16 protein-coding genes are annotated in these 17,598 nt (G+C 68.3%); 11 read left to right on the top strand and 5 right to left on the bottom strand.

Annotated elements, in window-relative coordinates; genetic code table 11:
* Positions 1-86: 86 nt before the first annotated feature.
* Positions 87-752, bottom strand: coding sequence for a TetR/AcrR family transcriptional regulator (locus tag ACIHAX_RS05235; protein ID WP_355070474.1), 666 nt, complete (start codon positions 750-752; stop codon positions 87-89).
* A gap of 36 nt (positions 753-788) precedes the next feature.
* Between ACIHAX_RS05235 and ACIHAX_RS05230 the strand changes: the two genes are divergently transcribed.
* The 8 genes from ACIHAX_RS05230 to ACIHAX_RS05195 all read left to right on the top strand — a co-directional run bounded on the left by ACIHAX_RS05230 (position 789) and on the right by ACIHAX_RS05195 (position 10,642).
* Positions 789-2,279: an NAD(P)/FAD-dependent oxidoreductase gene (locus tag ACIHAX_RS05230; RefSeq protein WP_364425916.1), complete on the top strand. Its 1,491-nt coding sequence runs from the start codon at positions 789-791 to the stop codon at positions 2,277-2,279.
* 172 nt (positions 2,280-2,451) lie between these two features.
* Entirely contained in the window at positions 2,452-2,811 is a 360-nt protein-coding gene (gene yajC / locus ACIHAX_RS05225; RefSeq protein WP_397275911.1) for a preprotein translocase subunit YajC, read from the top strand.
* A 120-nt stretch (positions 2,812-2,931) separates the two neighbouring features.
* A complete protein-coding gene (secD, locus tag ACIHAX_RS05220) occupies positions 2,932-4,602 on the top strand; it encodes a protein translocase subunit SecD (RefSeq protein ID WP_364425914.1) in 1,671 nt (556 codons plus the stop codon).
* Between the two features lie 5 nt (positions 4,603-4,607).
* Positions 4,608-5,843, top strand: coding sequence for a protein translocase subunit SecF (gene secF / locus ACIHAX_RS05215; RefSeq protein ID WP_355070482.1), 1,236 nt, complete (start codon positions 4,608-4,610; stop codon positions 5,841-5,843).
* Positions 5,844-5,861: 18 nt separating this feature from the next.
* A complete protein-coding gene (locus tag ACIHAX_RS05210; RefSeq protein ID WP_364425911.1) occupies positions 5,862-7,583 on the top strand; it encodes an ABC transporter substrate-binding protein in 1,722 nt (573 codons plus the stop codon).
* Positions 7,584-7,620: 37 nt separating this feature from the next.
* On the top strand, positions 7,621-8,193 hold the full coding sequence (locus ACIHAX_RS05205) for an adenine phosphoribosyltransferase (RefSeq protein WP_355070486.1): 573 nt from the start codon (positions 7,621-7,623) through the stop codon (positions 8,191-8,193).
* Between the two features lie 92 nt (positions 8,194-8,285).
* Entirely contained in the window at positions 8,286-8,891 is a 606-nt protein-coding gene (locus ACIHAX_RS05200; RefSeq protein ID WP_364425908.1) for a DUF4291 domain-containing protein, read from the top strand.
* A gap of 161 nt (positions 8,892-9,052) precedes the next feature.
* Positions 9,053-10,642 carry an ABC-F family ATP-binding cassette domain-containing protein gene (locus tag ACIHAX_RS05195; protein WP_397275908.1) on the top strand — a complete coding sequence of 530 codons (1,590 nt, stop codon included), beginning with the start codon at positions 9,053-9,055 and terminating at the stop codon, positions 10,640-10,642.
* Positions 10,643-10,649: 7 nt separating this feature from the next.
* Here the strand turns inward: ACIHAX_RS05195 and ACIHAX_RS05190 are convergent, their stop codons facing one another.
* Both ACIHAX_RS05190 and ACIHAX_RS05185 read right to left on the bottom strand, forming a co-directional pair.
* Complete coding sequence (locus ACIHAX_RS05190) at positions 10,650-11,003, bottom strand: MmcQ/YjbR family DNA-binding protein (RefSeq protein ID WP_397275906.1); 354 nt, start codon at positions 11,001-11,003, stop codon at positions 10,650-10,652.
* A gap of 10 nt (positions 11,004-11,013) precedes the next feature.
* Positions 11,014-11,427 carry a nuclear transport factor 2 family protein gene (locus tag ACIHAX_RS05185; RefSeq protein WP_356961648.1) on the bottom strand — a complete coding sequence of 138 codons (414 nt, stop codon included), beginning with the start codon at positions 11,425-11,427 and terminating at the stop codon, positions 11,014-11,016.
* Positions 11,428-11,507: 80 nt separating this feature from the next.
* Between ACIHAX_RS05185 and ACIHAX_RS05180 the strand changes: the two genes are divergently transcribed.
* A complete protein-coding gene (locus ACIHAX_RS05180; protein WP_397275904.1) occupies positions 11,508-12,017 on the top strand; it encodes a winged helix-turn-helix transcriptional regulator in 510 nt (169 codons plus the stop codon).
* 269 nt (positions 12,018-12,286) lie between these two features.
* On the opposite strand, the gene ACIHAX_RS05175 is transcribed toward ACIHAX_RS05180, so the two are convergent.
* Together ACIHAX_RS05175 and ACIHAX_RS05170 are read right to left on the bottom strand one after the other, a co-directional pair.
* The gene (locus ACIHAX_RS05175; RefSeq protein ID WP_355070497.1) at positions 12,287-12,619 is read right to left on the bottom strand and encodes a YnfA family protein; all 333 of its coding nucleotides are present in this window, start codon (positions 12,617-12,619) and stop codon (positions 12,287-12,289) included.
* Positions 12,616-13,401, bottom strand: a complete 786-nt coding sequence (locus ACIHAX_RS05170; RefSeq protein WP_397275901.1) for a metallophosphoesterase — start codon at positions 13,399-13,401, stop codon at positions 12,616-12,618. Before ACIHAX_RS05170 ends, ACIHAX_RS05175 begins: the two co-directional genes overlap by 4 nt.
* A 259-nt stretch (positions 13,402-13,660) precedes the next feature.
* Here ACIHAX_RS05170 and ACIHAX_RS05165 point away from each other — a divergent pair, with 259 nt between their 5' ends.
* On the top strand, positions 13,661-14,638 hold the full coding sequence (locus ACIHAX_RS05165; RefSeq protein WP_397275899.1) for an alkaline phosphatase family protein: 978 nt from the start codon (positions 13,661-13,663) through the stop codon (positions 14,636-14,638).
* Between the two features lie 342 nt (positions 14,639-14,980).
* Positions 14,981-17,389: a RelA/SpoT family protein gene (locus tag ACIHAX_RS05160; RefSeq protein WP_364425894.1), complete on the top strand. Its 2,409-nt coding sequence runs from the start codon at positions 14,981-14,983 to the stop codon at positions 17,387-17,389.
* The last annotated feature ends 209 nt before the right edge of the window (positions 17,390-17,598 follow it).

Raw genomic sequence — 17,598 nt, 5'->3', positions numbered from 1 at the left:
ACAAGGGCCGTCCCCCTGGCGAAAGCGTCGGATCAGTGCGCCTCACCCTAGCGCCGGTGGCGGTGTCAGGGGGATTGCCGAGGTGCTCAGTCCTTGCGCACGCCGTCCACAAGCAGGCGGCGGATCGCCTGGTTCAGCCCCGCGATCGCGGCCTCGTCGGGTTCGCGCAGTGAGTAGACGATGCCCCCGATCAGCATGCCGGTCACCGCGCGCGCGGTGTTCGACGTGTCCAGGTCGGCGCGCAGGTAGCCCTGCTCGACACCGTGGTCGAGATAGCCCGCGGTCAGCGCGTCGGCGGTGTCGAGCAATCCGTACAGCCGCTGGGTGAGTTCGTCATCGATGCCGGTGGCGTGGAACAGCAACAGCTGGGCGACCCGGCGATCGGTCAGCAGGATTTCGGTGAGGGCCACCCCGATCCGGTCGATCTGGGCGCGGTATTCGTCGAGGGTGGCGGCGGCGTCCGGGGCGTTCTCGGTGCCGAGGGCGGCGATGATGCGCGCGGCGAGGTCATCGATGACGTGGTCGATGATCTCGCGCTTGTTACTGAAGTAGCGGTAGAAGGTGCCGTGACCGATGCCGAGCTGTCCCGCGATGTCGGCGATGCCGGTGGCGTGATAGCCCTTCTCCGCGAAACAGACGAAGGCGGTGTCGATGATCTCTTGGCGCAGTTCGGCTTTCCGTCGCTCGGCACGCGTGGATGGCTTCGTCACCTTCCCGATGATACAGTCATCACAAACGGAATGATGTGTCATTCCGTGATATGTGGTTCAGCTAGCAGGAGGTTCGGTGTGGCGCCTCAATACGACGCGGTCGTGGTCGGTGCGGGGTTCGGCGGTATGGGGGCCGGTATTCAGCTCGATCGGCTCGGCCTGAGCAATTACGTCATCCTCGAACGCGAGGACGACCTGGGCGGCACCTGGCACGTCAACCACTATCCGGGTCTCGCGGTCGACATCGCCTCGGTCACCTACTCCTACTCGTTCGAACCGAATCCGCACTGGTCGCGGCTGTTCGCGCCGGGCGAGGAGCTGAAGAAGTATGCCGCGCACGTCGCCGACAAGTACGGCCTGCGCCGCCGCATGCGCTTCGGCACCGTCGTCGACGGCGCGCGCTGGGACGAAGAGCGGCAACACTGGGTGGTCTCGATCGCGGGCGGGGAAACCGTCACCGGCCGATACCTGCTGACGGCGACGGGATTCCTGTCCCAGCCCTATACCCCGCCGTTCCCCGGCATCGACTCGTTCGCGGGCAAGATCATCCACACCACCGCGTGGGAGGACGACTTCGACCTCACCGGCCGCACGGCCGCGATCATCGGCACCGGCGCCACCGCCGTGCAGCTGGTGCCCGAGGTGGCCAAGAAGGCGCGGGCGCTCACGGTGTTCCAGCGCACCCCGATCTGGGTGGTGCCGAAGGTCGACACCGCGATTCCCGCGCCGGTGCGCAAGCTGTTCGAACGGGTTCCCGCCACGCAGAAGGCCGCGCGCCTGGTCAACACGAGCCTGCTGGAGGCGCTGATGGTGGTCGGGGTGCTGCACTTCAAGCAGGCCAAGCTGCTGAACAAGGGGGCGGGAGCGCTGGCCAGGGCGCACCTGCGGGCGTCCGTGCGCGACAAAGCGACGCGCAGGCAGCTGACACCGCACTACGATTTCGGGTGCAAGCGGCCGACCTTCTCCAACCACTACTTCACCACGTTCAACCAGCCGCACGTGCGCCTGGAGACGAATTCGATCGACCACATCGAGCCGGACGGCATCGTGACCGCCGACGGGCACAAGACCGAGATCGACACCCTGATCCTGGCCACCGGCTTCAATCTGTGGGACGTGAACTTCCCGGCCATCGAGATCATCGGCCGGGACGGGGTGAACCTCGGAAAGTTCTGGCGGGACAACCGTTTCCAAGCCTACGAGGGCATCACGGTGCCGAAGTTCCCCAACTTCCTCAGCCTCAACAGCCCGTACTCCTACAGCGGCCTGTCCTACTTCACCACCATCGAAGCCCAGATGAAGCACATGGGCAGATTGTTCGGCGAGTTGCGCCGCCGGGGCGAGACCACCTTCGAGGTCAGCGAGCAGGCCAACGCCGCGTTCCTGGACCGGGTGACCGACAAGCTGGGCTCCTCGGTCTTCTACGGCGGCGACTGCGCCACCGCGCGCAGCTACTACTTCAACCAGCACGGTGAGGCCGCCCTGCTGCGGCCCACCAGCACACTGAACGCCCATCGCGAAGCGGTCGCCTTCCCGCTGGAGGACTACGTCTACGGCAAGACCGCCTGACACCGTTACCTCGGCTCGCCCGCCGGAGCGTGTCCCGGCGGGCGAGCCGGTGTGCGATCTGGGCCGTTGTAGCTGCCCAGCGGGCGTGCGGGTGTGGCACCCGCGCAGCGAACTGGCAGACTGTGTGGGTACTTGCCCATCCCACCCACGACACTAGGGACTGACTTCGACGATGGAACTGCTGTTTCCGCTGCTACTGGTAGCCCTGCTCGTGCCGATGTTCCTCGGTGTCCGCCGTCAGAAGCGGGAAGCCGAGAAGGTCACCCAGATGCAGGACAGCCTGAAGATCGGCGATCAGGTCGTCACCACGTCGGGTCTGTACGGCACCGTGGTCGAACTCGACGACACCACGGTCGACCTCGAGATCGCCGAGGACGTGGTCACCACGTGGCTGCGCCAGGCCATCCGTGAGGTGCGCACCGAGGACCAGGTGAGCACCGAGGAGACCGGCTCGGAGACCACCGGCTCGGACACCACCGAGGCCGTCGAGGAATCCGCCGAGCAGACCGAGACCCGCCTGACCAAGGACTGATCGTTCCGGTTGTGCCCCGGCTCGCCGGATGTCGCCGCGGCCGTCCGTCCGCGCACCCGGCGGCGCTGGTGCACGTCCGCATGTTCCATCCTCGACTTCCCGCCTAGGAGATGACGTACTGTGCCACCTTCCCAGGGATCGGCGCACCCGCTGCGGCTGCTCGGTGTCTACGCCGCGCTGCTGGCCGTGATCTATGCGCTGGTGTTCTTCACCGGTGACAAGTCCCCGACACCCAAGCTCGGTATCGACCTGCAGGGCGGCACCCGCGTGACCCTGTCCGCGCGCACGCCGGACGGCAGCAAGCCGAGCCAGGACAGCCTGAAGAAGGCGCAGGACATCATCGAGAACCGGGTCAACGGCCTCGGTGTCGGCGGATCCGAGGTCGTCATCGACGGCGACAACATCGTGATCACCGTGCCCGGCGACGACGGGCAGCAGGCGCGCGCGCTGGCGACCACGGCCAAGCTCTACATCCGTCCCGTGCTGCAGGCCGTGCCCGCGGCGGGACGCGGCGCGACCCCGCAGACCGCGCCGGGCACCCAGCCCGCGCCCGCCGCGCAGCCGGAGACCACGCAGCCCGCCGCGCCGGAGACCACCGAGCCCGCGCCCGCCCCGCAGCAGCGCGTGTTCCCCGCTCAGCAGCCGACGCAGCCACCCACGAATCCCGGTCTGGAGCCCACCGAAGAGTCGACCAAGGAGATCCAGGCGGCCAAGGCCCTGCGCCAGAGCACCGACCAGTCGGTGCAGCAGGCCGCGCTGGCCACCATGGACTGTGGAAAGGCCGATCCGCTCGCGGGCAACGACGACCCGGCCCTTCCGCTGGTGACCTGCTCGACCGACGGCACCGAGGTCTTCCTGCTGGACAAGAGCCGCATCGACGGCCAGGAGATCAAGGACGCCACCTCGGGCCTGAACCAGCAGCAGGCCAGGCACGAGGTCTACCTGGACTTCAAGTCCGGCGGCAGTGACGCGTGGGCGTCGCTCACCGGTGAGTACGTCTACAAGCGGGTCGCGTTCGTGCTCGACTCGAAGGTGGTCAGCGCACCAGTCGTGCAGCAGGGCCCGCAGCAGGGTGGCCGCACCCAGATCTCCGGCAACTTCACCGCGACGTCGGCGAAGGAACTGGCGAACACGCTGAAGTACGGCTCGCTGCCGCTGTCGTTCCAGACCTCGGAAGCCGAGACGGTGTCCGCCACGCTCGGCCTGTCCTCGCTGAAAGCGGGCCTGCTCGCCGGCGCGGTCGGCCTGCTGGTCGTGCTGCTGTACTGCCTCCTGTACTACCGGATGCTCGGATTCGTCACCGGTCTGTCGCTGGTGGCATCGGGATTCGCGGTGTACGGCATCATGGTGCTGCTCGGGCGCTGGATCGGGTTCACGCTCGACCTCGCGGGCATCGCCGGTCTGATCATCGGTATCGGTATGACCGCCGACTCGTTCGTGGTGTTCTTCGAGCGCATCAAGGACGAGATGCGCGAGGGCCGCAGCTTCCGTTCCGCCGCTCCGCGCGGCTGGCAGCGTGCCCGCCGGACCATCCTGTCCGGCAACGCGGTCAGCTTCATCGCCGCGGCGGTGCTCTACATCCTGGCCGTCGGACAGGTCAAGGGCTTCGCGTTCACCCTCGGTCTCACCACGATCCTCGACGTGGTCGTGGTGTTCCTGGTCACCTCGCCGCTGGTGCTGCTCGCTTCCCGGACGGCGTTCTGGTCCAAGCCGTCGGTGAACGGCCTCGGCGCGATCCAGCAGGTCGCCCGCGAGCGGAAGGCGGCCGAGGCCGCACTCGGGAAGGCGTGAGGACGATGACCAACAGCCACACCACCCCGTCGCTCGACAAGACGAGCGCCACCGAGATCACCGACGTGTTCGCGGCGGTCGGCGACGCGCAGACCCCCAAGCACGGCTTCTTCAACCGCCTCTACACCGGCACCGGCGCGATCGACGTGATCGGCAAACGCCGGATGTGGTACATCATCACCGCCGCGATCGTGCTCGTCTCGCTGGGCAGCATCATCTTCCGCGGCTTCAACTTCGGCATCGACTTCGAGGGCGGTTCGCGCATCCAGTTCCCGGCGGGGAACGCGACCACCAGCGCGGTGGAGGATGTCTACCGCGGCGCGATCGGCACTGACCCGGTCTCGGTGCAGACCGTCGGCGCGGGCGGATCGGCCACCATGCTGATCCGGTCCGAGGCGCTGAACCAGAAGCAGGTCGAGGCGCTCAACAGCGCGCTGTTCGCCGAGTTCCAGCCGAAGGACAAGTCCGGCAACCCGAGCCGGGCCGCGATCAGCACCTCCGACGTCAGCGAGACCTGGGGCAGCCAGATCACACGCAAGGCGATCATCGCGCTCGCGGTGTTCCTCGTGCTCGTCGCGGGCTATATCGCGATCCGCTACGAGGCGCACATGGCCATCGCGGCGCTGGCGGCGCTGGCCTTCGACGTCACGGTCACCGCGGGCGTGTACTCACTGGTCGGGTTCGAGGTCACCCCGGCGACCGTGATCGGCATCCTGACCATTCTCGGCTTCTCGCTCTACGACTCCGTCGTCGTGTTCGACAAGGTGGAGGAGAACACCCACGGTATCCTGCACCTGACTCGGCGCACCTACGGCGAACAGGCCAACCTCGCGGTGAACCAGACGCTCATGCGCTCGATCAACACCGCCTTGATCGGCATTCTGCCGATCGTCGGGCTGATGGTGATCGCGGTGTGGATGCTGGGCGTCGGCACCCTGAAGGATTTGGCGCTGGTACAGCTGGTGGGTCTGCTGGTCGGCACGTACTCCTCGATCTTCTTCGCTACTCCGCTGCTGGTCTCGATCAAGGAACGCTGGGGGCCCGTGGCGGCGCACACGAAGAAGGTTCTGGCCAAGCGGGCCGGCGCGGCGAGCGCCCGTGCGGGCGTCGCGGCGGAGCGCCGGGCGAGCGTGGCAGCCGGGCGGGACTACGAAGAGGCGCCGCGCAAGCAGCGCGCGGCCGGGCAGGCGCCGCGACCCGGCGCGCGCCCGAGCGGCAAACGGCACAAGAGGCGGAACTGACACCAGGCAAGGGGTTTCATGCGACAGCCACGCAGTGCGGTACGACTGATCGGAGCGCTCGCTGCGGGGACGCTGGCCGCCGGGCTGATGGTCGGCTGCTCCAGCAAGAATCAGGTGCCCTCCATCGGCTACGCGACCGATGCCACCATCGCCACCTATAACGGCGCCAGCTCGCTCGGGGCGAGTTCCGGGTCCTCCGCGGTGTTCTCCCGGGTACTGACCGGCTTCTTCTACACCGGTCCGGACGGCCAGCAGGTCGCCGACACCGACTTCGGGACCGCCAAGGAGGTGCCGGGCGAGTCGCAGACCATCCAGTACCGCCTCAATCCCGACGGCGTGTACTCCGACGGTGTGCCGACCTCCTGCGACGACTTGGTCCTTGCTTGGGCCGCCCGCAGCGGGCGGTACACCAAACCCGGTGATCGGGGCCCCGTTCCGCTGTTCGACGCCGCGAGCACCAGCGGCTACGACGCCATCGAGCGGGTCGACTGCCAGCCCGGCTCGCGGGATGCCACGGTGGTGTTCCGGCCCGGCAGGCGGTACCTGCCGTGGCGAAACCTGTTCGCGGCCGGTGAGCTGATGCCCGCGCACGTCGCGGCCCGAGTGGCGAACGTGCCCAACGTGGTGTCGGCGTTGCAGACCGGCGATCCGAACGCCCTCGGCAGGATCGCGGAGTTCTGGAACACCGGATGGACCATTCCGGCCGACGGACGGCTCGACCTGTCGCGGTTCCCCTCGTCGGGGCCCTACCGCATCGAATCCTTCGGCAGCGAAGACGGTTTGGTGCTGGTGGCCAACGAGCGCTGGTGGGGAAACAAACCGGCGACCGGTCGGATCGTGGTGTGGCCGAAGACCTTCGACTTGAAGAAGAAGGTCGGCGACAACGCCGTCGGCGTGCTCGACGTCGGTGCGCACTCGGTGAAGGACCTGAATCTGAACGGATTCTCGGTGCAGACCCTGCCCGGCCGCGGCGCCGAGCAGTTGACGCTGTCCACCGGCGGGGTGTTCGCCTCGGTCGAGGCGCGCCGGGCGTTCGCGCTGTGCCTGCCGCGCCAGACGCTGTTCGACAAGCTCGGGAAGGTGCCGGACGCACCCAAGACCGGGCTCGGCTCCGGACCGCTGAACGCGCACGTGGTGCAACAGGATTCCCTGCTCTACCCGGCGGTCATCGGCGCGTCGAACAACTATTCCGGCGGTGATGTGGCGAACGCGACCAGGGCCGTCGCCGCCTCCGGCGCCCCGAATCCCACCGTCCGGATCGGCTACGCGGGTCCGGACGATCGGCGCGCGCAGACGGTCACCATGATCGCCGAGGCCTGCAAACCGGCGGGCATCACCGTGGTGGACGCCGGAGCCCCCGATTTCACTCCCGCCCGGCTCACCGAGGGCAAGGTCGACGCCGTCCTCGGCAGCACCGCGTCGGCCCCCGGTCCGGCGGGCTCGATCGGGGGAGTAGCCGCGACCAGCGCGTTGCGCACCGGTAACGGTCTCAATTTCGGACGGTACGGCAACGGCCGTTACGATGCGATCACCGATCAGCTCGGGGCCGACGACAGTTCGGCCGCACAGCTGAATCTGCTCACCGAGGCCGAGAACCTGCTGTGGGCGGAGCTGCCGAGCATTCCGTTGTTCGCCACCCCGCGCACGATCGCCTTCGGTAAGGGGTTGCGCAACGGGATCGCCGCCCCCAACCAGGCCGGAACCGGCTGGAACATGGACCGGTGGGTGCTCGAGCGGTGATAGACGGTGTGGGTGATGTGATCATGGAGAGGTGTCGATGAGCAAGCACGCGGCGATCGAGTCCGAGAATGTAGCCGCCGAACGGACCACCAGAGCCGCTGAGGTGGTCGACCGTTTGACCCGTTGGCACGACGACTTCCCCACGCCCGGTGTACGTTTCGCGGATCTCACCCCGGTGTTCGCCGATGCCGAGGGCTTCCGCGCCGTGGTCGATTGCCTGGCCGCGTGCGCACCCGACGCCGATCTGGTTGCCGGCGTCGACGCCCGTGGCTTCCTGCTCGGTGCGGGTGTCGCCGCGTCCCTCGGCACCGGCGTGCTCGCCGTCCGCAAAGCGGGCAAACTGCCGCCGCCGGTGATCAGCCGGGAGTACAGCCTCGAATACGGCACCGCCGCGCTGGAGATTCCCGCGGACGGCCTCGACCTGACCGGCCGTCGCGTTCTGTTGCTGGACGACGTCCTCGCCACCGGCGGCACGCTCGCCGCCGCGGCCGAGCTCTTCAAGCAGGCGGGCGCCGAAGTGGCCGCCGCCGCGGTGGTGCTGGAACTCGGCTTCCTTGGCGGGCGCGCCCGGCAGGGCGACTACCCGCTGACCTCGATCGTTCAGCTCTGAGCCGACACCGGCCGTGCGCGGGGCCGCCCGCGGGGAGCCGCTCGCAGCCTAATTCTGTTGCTCGCCACCGCGGCGACTGTCAGGATCGCGGCATGCGACCTGAGGAGCCGCCGCGCCGGATCCGGGCGGTCTACGACGAGCGGACGATCGTCGTCTATCAGGCCTACTCCCCGGAGATCGCCGAACCCGCCGTTGCCGCTGGGACTTTCGTCGAGCCGTTTCGCCGGGAGCGGATGACCTGGATCAAGCCCTCGTTCCTGTGGATGATGTATCGCTGCGGGTGGGCGAGCAAGCCCGGCCAGGAGCGGGTCTTGGCGGTGACGATCACCCGTGCCGGGTTCGAATGGGCGCTGGCGCATGCCTGCCTCAGCCATTACGACCGGAAGCTCCACCCGGATCGTGAGGTGTGGGCCGAGCGGTTGCGGGCGAGTCCGGTACGCGTCCAGTGGGATCCGGAACGTGACCTCGCGCATCGTCCGCTGGCGTACCGCTCCCTGCAAGTGGGCTTGGGCGGTATCGCCGTGGTGCATTTCCTCGACCGCTGGATCACCGGGATCCGCGATGTCACCGGGGAAGCGCGGCAGCTGCGGCAGTTGCTAGCGGACGGGAAGCTGGAGGCGGCGACTCGGGCCCTTCCCGAGGAGCGCCCCTATCCGTTGCCCGCGGCCGTCGCCGCCGCCATCGGCGCGTCGTCCTGACGAAGCGTGATCCGAATCGCACTGGCGCATCTGCCGAAGTTGTGATTAACCTGTAGAGGTCTTATTTCCGTTGATCGGAGTTCTGCCGTTGCTCATTTGAGGTAGCCACCGTGCGGCCCGCATTCGCGCGCCGTGTCTCGTCGCAACCTCTGGGAGCTGGCATGACCAATCTGTCTTTTTCCGATCTCACTTTCGGCTGGCCGGACGGCACCCCCGTTTTCGAGGGCCTCGACGCCGTGCTCGGCCCCGGTCACATCGGCCTGGTCGGCGGGAACGGTGCGGGTAAATCCACTTTGCTGCGGTTGATCGCGGGGGAGTTGAAGCCCGTTCGCGGGTCCGTCACGGTCGCCGGGCATCTCGGGTATCTGCGCCAGGACCTCGGTCTGGGCTTGGGGCAGCGCGTCGACGCGGTGCTGGGCATCGCGGAGGTGCGAAAAGCCTTGCACCGCATCGAATCTGGAGTCGGCAGCGAGGCCGACTTCGACTCGGTCGGCAACCAGTGGGATGTCGAGGAACGGGCGTTGGCGCTGCTGGCACGGCTCGGCCTGCACTATGTCGCCGACTCGGTGGAGCATCTCGATCGCACGCTCGACACCCTGTCCGGCGGCGAGACGGTGCTGCTCGGACTGGTCGCCGAGCTGCTCGCCGAGCCCGACGTGCTGTTGCTGGACGAACCGACGAACAACCTGGATCGGGTGGCTCGCGCGCGGCTCTACGAGGTGATCGGCCAATTCTCCGGCACGGTGCTCACGGTCAGCCACGACCGTGCGCTCCTGGATCGGATGGCGACCATCGCGGAGCTGCGCCACGGCGAACTCCGGTTGTTCGGCGGCAATTTCAGCGAATACGAGCGGATCGTCGCCGCCGAGCAGGAGGCCGCCCGCGCCGCGATCCGGGACGCGCGCAGCGATGTCCGCAAGCAGGCACGCGAACTCGTCGAGGCGCGCATCAAACTGGACCGCAGGCAGCGGTACGGGCAGAAGATGTGGGACCAGAAGCGGGAGCCGAAAATCGTGATGGGCGAACGCAAACGGCAGGCACAGGTGTCCGCGGGCAAGTTGCGCAACAACCACATCGAAAAGTTGGACTCCGCCAAGGAACAGCTCGAGCAGGCCAAGGAGTTGTTGCGCGACGATCGGGAGATCCGGGTGGAGTTGCCCGACACGCGGCTGTATCCCGGTCAGGACGTCATCGAGCTGGACGGAGTCGAGCTGGCGTGCGGGCCGACGGTGGCGTTGCGGGTGTCCGGTCCGGAGCGGATCGCGTTGACCGGCCGCAACGGCGTCGGCAAGACGACGCTGCTGCGGCGCATCGTCGAGGAGGGCCCGAAGGTGCCGTGGCGGATGCTGCCGCAGCGCTTGGACGTCTTCGACGAGCGGAAGACGGTATTCGAGAATGTCGCCTCCACCGCGCCGCACGCCTCCGCGGAGCGGATCCGGGCGCAGCTGGCCCGCTTCCTGTTCCGCGGCGCGGACGCCGACGTCGCGGCGGCGGCGCTGTCCGGCGGTGAACGGTTGCGCGCGGCGCTGGCGATGCTGCTGCTGGCCGACCCCGCGCCGCGCCTGCTGCTACTGGACGAGCCGACCAACAACCTCGACCTGCCCAGCCTGGAGCACCTCACCCAGGCGCTGGCCGGCTTCGAGGGCGCGCTGATCGTGGTCAGCCACGATCCGCGCTTCCTCGACGAGATCGGGGTGACCCGGCGTCTGGAACTCACCGCGGCGGGATTGACGGAGACGCTGGTGACCTGACCCGCCGTCAGGTCAGCAGCGCCGAGAGCCGCTTCGGGGCGACGAGTCGGTAACCGTCCCGGACGATCTCGGCGACTTCGTCCCAGTCGGGTTCCACGTCCAGCCGGACGCCGATCCAGCCGCGGTGCCCGACGTAGGGCGGCACGAAGAACCGGGTGGGCTCGGCGGCGACCAGTTCGGCCTGCACGCCTAGGGGAGCCGGGCACCAGATCGTCGTACCCGGCTCCCGGTGCCGGTCCTCGAGGTAGTACACGAACGCCTTCTTCGCCGCCACGAAGAAGGTGGGGGAGCCGTGGCTGGGCCGTTCGGTGCTTTCCGGCAGATCCAGGCAGATCGCGCGGATTCGGGCGAGCGGGTCCACGAGTGGGAGTCTATGTGGCCTTGGCCGCACGCCGCATGAGGCCGGGATGCTTGGACAGGCCGAGCGCCAGGCGCACCGCGAGGTAGGTGAGCGTCAGCCACGGACGTAGGTGTGGCTGCAACGTGCGGATGCGGCCTTGGTCGTCGAGCCGCAGCACCAGCGCTTCGGTCAGCCGGAACGGTCCGATCCCGGCTTCGGCCAGCAGGACGCGCCGCGCGCCGTCGCCGATCTCCTCGGTCCACCGCAAGCCGGTGAGACTGCCGTACGCGGCGGAGAGCAGCACGCGCAGGTCGTCCCGGCCGCGGAAGACCAGTCGGCCGGACAGCGGTGAGATCAATTCGGCATCGGGCGCGAGTACCCGTGCCAGCGCATCCATGTCGCCGCTTTCGGTCGCGGATCGGAACTCGGTGATGGCGTCGGACATGCTGGTCAACCCCTTCGCTCGTCGCTGATTCCGAACCTAGGGCAAGTCACTTGCAAAAAGCAATGGACTAGACTGGGCAAATGCCCAAGGCCGCTTTCTCCGACATCGTTTGCTCGATCGCGCGCACGGTCGACGCGATCGGCGAGCGCTGGACGCCGTTGATCCTGCGCGATCTGTTCGTCGGCCTGACCCGCTTCGAGGATCTGCGTCGCGACCTCGGCATCGCTTCCAATGTGCTCGCCGCTCGTCTGGAGGTGCTGCGTGAGCACGGCATCGTGGAAAAGCGGGCGTACCAATCGAATCCGGCCCGCTACGAGTATCTGCTCACCGAACGTGGCCGTGACCTGTATCCGGTCCTCGCGATGCTGCTCACCTGGGGTGACAAATGGCTCGCGGGCACGGAAGGCCCGCCCGCCGTAGTGGTCCATCGCGAGTGCGGGCGGTCAACCTCGGGCGTGGTGGTGTGCCGGGAGTGCGGTGGGTCGCTCACCGCGGACAATGTCCGGTGGCTTTCCGGACCCGGTGGCAGGCAAGCGCCGGGAACGATGCTGATCGGGGGAGTGCTCGAAGCCGCAGACGCCGCGGACTGACCGAAGTCCGGCGGTGGAGGCCGCCACGGCGCTGTCCGGAGCCCGTCCCGGTGCGGCGAACCTGAACCGGACGCCGGCGGCCATCCCGGGACTGGCGCGCACCGCCGAACGGCGTCGGGTCAAAGCGACCGGCCGGCCTGCGGCGGTGTGGGGCGTTCGGCGCACCCGAGTGAATCGGAGCACCCGCCCGCGGGACGCTCGCGCGGTCGTTCCTCGAGGGCGTGCACCGGATTCGCGAGACAACGATCGAGGGCGTCGCGACACTCCGGTCAGCGGCGCGGCGCGTACATGATGACCGTGACGCCGACCAGGCAGATCGCCGCACCGAGGTAGTCCCAGCGATCGGGGCGGAACTTGTCCACCAGCATGCCCCAGGCCAGCGAGCCCGCGACGAAGACACCGCCGTAGGCGGCCAGGATGCGGCCGAAGTTCGGGTCCGGCTGGAAGGTGGCGACAAATCCGTAGACGCCGAGCGCGAGCACGCCCGCGGCGATCCAGACGACGCCGCGCTGTTCTCGCCAGCCCTGCCACACCAGCCAGGCACCGCCGATTTCGGCGAGCGCGGCGAGGGCGAACAGCAGCAGTGAACGGGCGACGATCATGGCGGGGACGGTACTTGCTCGCGGTCCGCCGGACGTCGCGAGCCCGGCCCGACCTCGTAGACGGCGTAGGTGCGCCGCAGTACCGGGTAGGAGACGTTGCGTACCGGCACGCCGCCCTGGGTGCGGCCGAATTCGCTACCGCCATGGGCATGCCCGTGGACGGCGAGCACCGCCCCGCCCGCGTCGACCGCCTCGGCCAGATCATGGCAACCCAGGCCGGGGTAGATCTTCGGCGGTTCCCCGGCCAGGGTGTCGACGACGGGCGCGAAATGCGTGAGCGCGATGCGAGTTTCGCAGTCGATCCGGCCGAGTGCCCGGCGTAGGCGAAGGGCGTCGACCGGTCCGCGCCGCATGCGAGCGCGGTGTTCGGCGGACCCCTCGTCCGGTGTGCCGGGATGGCCGGGGAAGCCACCGCTGCCGCCCATGACTCCGGCGACGCCGAGCCGAATGCCGTTGATCTCGAGACAGATCGAAGTGCCGTCGAGTACGTGGACGCCCACCGTGGTGAGCCGTGCCGCGATCAGGTCGCCCGATTCGTCGTCATGGTCGTGATTGCCGAGTACGGCGACCACCGGCACGGGAAGACTTTCGAGTTCCGCGCACAGCAGATCGGCTTGCGAGCGGGTGCCGCCATCGGTGAGATCGCCTGCGAGCAAAAGGACATCGGCGGCTTCGGACAGGCGCAGGAAGTCCGGACGAAAACGCCCGGCCACGGCCGCGTGCATATGCAGGTCGCCGACGGCCGCGACGCGAATGCGCTCGGCGGTGCGCGCTGGGGTCACAACGGCCAGCCAGCCATACCGGCGAAGGGCGTGTCAAGCGACGGCGCGAAGCACGTCCGCGACGGCCGACCGGGGCGAAGCAGGAAACTCCGCGTTCACCCGACAGCGACCCACCGTGAGATCGGTATATAGCTGTTGGCTATTCCTTGTTCAAGGGCTGTTCAGTGAGACTACGGGCAGTGTGGCGTCCGATGAAACGTCCATGAACACTGCCGCGTCGGACTATCGCGCGCGCCGGTCGCTCCCGCATGGTCGCGATATGAGCGGGGCGCAACTGCTGTCGAAAGTCGTTGCCACCGCGGCGGCTGGGTTCCTCTCACTGCCCGCCGCGGCCGGAGTCGCGCAGGGCGAGGCGCCCGCGGCCAAAGTGGTCGTGATCGGGTTGGACGGCTTGATGTACGGCAAGGTCGAGCAGGCGCAGGCGCCTAATCTGCTGCGGCTGAGCGGCGAGGGCTTGCTCAGCCGTTCGTCCATCGCCCCGCACATCACCATCTCCGGTCCGTCCTGGGCCACCGTGCTGACCGGCGTGTGGGATCGCAAGCACGGCATCACGGACAACCAGTTCACCGCCGCGCCGTTCGCGCGGTACCCCACGGTGTTCACCCAACTCGAACGCGCTCGGCCCGCGTCGAAGACCCAGTCCATCGCCACCTGGGACCAGATCGCCACGATGACCGGCAGCGGCAGCCCGCGCGCCGACGTCGTGGTCTCCACCGCGCCCGTGCCGGACGATCCGGACGAGTCGCGCACCGACGCCGCAACCGCCGACGCCGTGGCGTCCGCGATCGGCAGGTTCGCGCCCGACCTGCTGTTCACCCACCTGGACCAGGTGGACCACGCCGGTCACGGCGCGGGTGGCGCCTCGCGCGCCTACCTCGACGCGGTGCGGCGCATCGATGTCCTGGTCGGACGCATCGTCGCCGCGGTGGACGCCCGCGCCGCCGCCCACCCCGCCGAGCGGTGGACCGTCCTGGTCACCGCCGACCACGGCCACACCCCCGAAGGCGGGCACGGCGGCCAGTCGCCGGACGAGACGACCAACTTCGTCATCGCTCGCGGCCCGGACTTCCGGCCCGGCGCCACCAGTACCCGAGCCACCCTGGTCGACATCACCCCGACCGTGCTCGACCTGCTCGACGTCGCTCCCGCCGCCGATCTCGACGGTCGCTCGCTTCGTTCCGAGCCCGGCTCCGACCGGACGCCGTTCGCCGGATCCCAGCCCGCCGCCATTCGCTGACCGCGCCTGTCTCGCCTCGGCTCGTAGTTCTCGCCCCACCGGTTCGGGTATCACGCCTCATCGGGTAAAAGCGCTGGTCAAGTGAATGAATCTCGCTGCGGAGAGCGTCGCGTGCGCAGGGAGGCTACCGAGCGCCGCGCTCCGTATGTGTCCGAAATACGACGGTGGAAGAGGGTGGCCGGGACCCCTGCGCGACCGCGCCGGTTCGTCGTCCCGGCACTCCGGCGCGCATCCTTCCTCAGCAGAGCGGACGTGGGTGCTCCGCCCGGACTAAAGTTGGTGGTCCGGGAGGTTGCACCGGTCGGATAGGGTGGTCCGATCGAGGCGCGGAGAGGTGGTGGCATGACTCAGCATCTGGGCGAGGCGAAGGTCGAGCAATCGACGTCGGGCCCGCGGTCGAACGGTGCGGGCGCCACCGACGCCGCGCAGACCCCGAAATCGCCGGAGTCGGCGAACGCGACCCCGCCGCGTCAGCCCGGCACCTCTTCCGCCGTTCCGACCTCGGCTTCGCGCCGGGTGCGAGCCCGTCTGGCCCGCCGCATGACCGGGCAGCGCGGTATCGCGGCGGTCAAGCCGGTGCTGGAGCCGCTGGCCACCGTGCACCGCGAGCTGTACCCGAAGGCGAACCTGACGCTGCTGCAACGCGCGTTCGATGTGGCCGACGAGCGGCACAAGCATCAGTTCCGCAAATCGGGTGACCCCTACATCACCCATCCGCTCGCCGTGGCGAACATTCTCGCCGAACTCGGCATGGACACCACCACGCTGGTGGCCGCGCTGCTGCACGACACGGTCGAAGACACCGGCTACAGCCTCGAACAGCTCACCCAGGACTTCGGCTCCGAGGTCGCGCACCTCGTCGACGGCGTCACCAAGCTGGACAAGGTCAACCTGGGCGCGGCCGCCGAGGCCGAGACGATCCGCAAGATGATCATCGCGATGGCCCGCGACCCGCGTGTGCTGGTGATCAAGGTGGCCGACCGGCTGCACAACATGCGCACCATGCGTTTCCTGCCGCCGGAGAAGCAGGCCAAGAAGGCCAAGGAAACGCTGGAAGTCATCGCACCGCTCGCCCATCGCCTCGGCATGGCCACGGTGAAGTGGGAGCTGGAGGACCTCGCCTTCGCGATCCTGCACCCGAAGAAATACGACGAGATCGTCCGGCTGGTCGCCGACCGCGCGCCCTCGCGCGACACCTACCTGGCGAAGGTGCGAGCCGAGATCGTCAACACGCTGGCCGCGTCCCGGATCAACGCGATCGTCGAGGGCCGCCCGAAGCACTACTGGTCGATCTACCAGAAGATGATCGTCAAGGGTAAGGACTTCGACGACATCCACGACCTGGTCGGCATCCGCATCCTGTGCGACGAGGTGCGCGACTGCTACGCGGCCGTCGGCGTGGTGCACTCGCTGTGGCAACCCATGGCGGGACGGTTCAAGGACTACATCGCCCAGCCGCGCTACGGCGTCTACCAGTCGCTGCACACCACCGTGGTCGGGCCGGACGGCAAGCCGCTGGAGGTGCAGATCCGCACCCAGGACATGCACCGCACCGCGGAGTTCGGCATCGCCGCGCACTGGCGCTACAAGGAGACCAGGGGTAAACACTCCAACGACACCGCCGAGGTCGACGACATGGCGTGGATGCGCCAGCTGTTGGACTGGCAGCGCGAGGCCGCCGACCCCGCCGAGTTCCTGGAGTCGCTGCGCTTCGACCTGAAATCGCCGGAGATCTTCGTGTTCACGCCGAAGGGTGACGTGATCACGCTGCCGCAGAAGTCGACTCCGGTGGACTTCGCCTACGCCGTGCACACCGAGGTGGGGCACCGTTGCATCGGCGCCAGGGTGAACGGGCGCCTGGTCGCGCTGGAGCGTCAGCTGGAGAACGGCGAGGTCGTCGAGGTGTTCACCTCGAAGGCGCAGAACGCGGGACCCAGCCGCGACTGGCAGAACTTCGTGGTGTCGCCGCGCGCCAAGGCCAAGATTCGCCAATGGTTCGCCAAGGAGCGTCGCGAGGAGGCGCTGGAGAGCGGCAAGGAGCAGATCTCCAAGGAAGTCCGTCGCGTCGGGCTGCCGCTGCAGCGGTTGATGAGCGTCGACGCGATGACCGCCGTCGCCCACGAACTGCACTACACCGACATCTCCACGCTCTATACCGCCGTCGGCGAGCACCAGGTCTCCGCGCACCACGTGGTGCAGCGGCTGATGGCGCAGCTCGGCGGCATCGGCGACGTGGAGAACGAGCTGGCCGAACGCTCCACCCCGTCGACGACACCGAGCAGGCAGCGGGTCACCGGCGACGCGGGCGTGCTGATCCCCGGCGCTCCCGGCACGGTCGCCAAGCTGGCGAAGTGCTGCACTCCGGTGCCCGGCGACGAGATCATGGGCTTCGTGACCCGCGGTGGCGCGGTGAGCGTGCACCGTACCGACTGCACCAATGCCGGCTCCCTGCGTGAGCAGGCCGAACGGATCATCGAGGTGTCCTGGGCCCCGTCGCCGTCCTCGGTGTTCCTGGTCGCCATCCAGATCGAGGCGCTCGACCGCACGCGGCTGCTGTCCGACGTGACCAAGGTGCTGGCCGATGAGAAGGTCAACATCCTGTCCGCCTCGGTGGCCACGCACGGCGACCGGGTGGCGATCAGCAAGTTCACCTTCGAGATGGGCGATCCGAAACACTTGGGGCACTTGCTGAACGTGGTGCGCAACGTGGAGGGCGTCTACGACGTCTACCGCGTCACCTCCGCGGCCTGACGCGCGCGAACCCTTCAAGTAACTGTCAATTAGCTCCTATCGCAAGGGCTTCCGCTTGCCGCCAACTCGGCTCCAGGGGTTGCCATTCGGGGCGCGATGCCGGAAACTTGTCGGACCCTTCCCCGGAACGCGCCACTGCGTGTCGCGTTCAACTCGGTGTGTCGTGGAAGTTTTCCGTCGATGCGGCAGTAATAGCCGTAATCTGTTAC

This window comes from Nocardia sp. NPDC051929 (genome assembly GCF_044548645.1).
GTDB lineage: Bacteria > Actinomycetota > Actinomycetes > Mycobacteriales > Mycobacteriaceae > Nocardia > Nocardia sichangensis.
The sequence above is the reverse complement of the archived record's forward strand: the minus strand, read 5'-3'. Positions and strand labels throughout refer to the sequence as shown.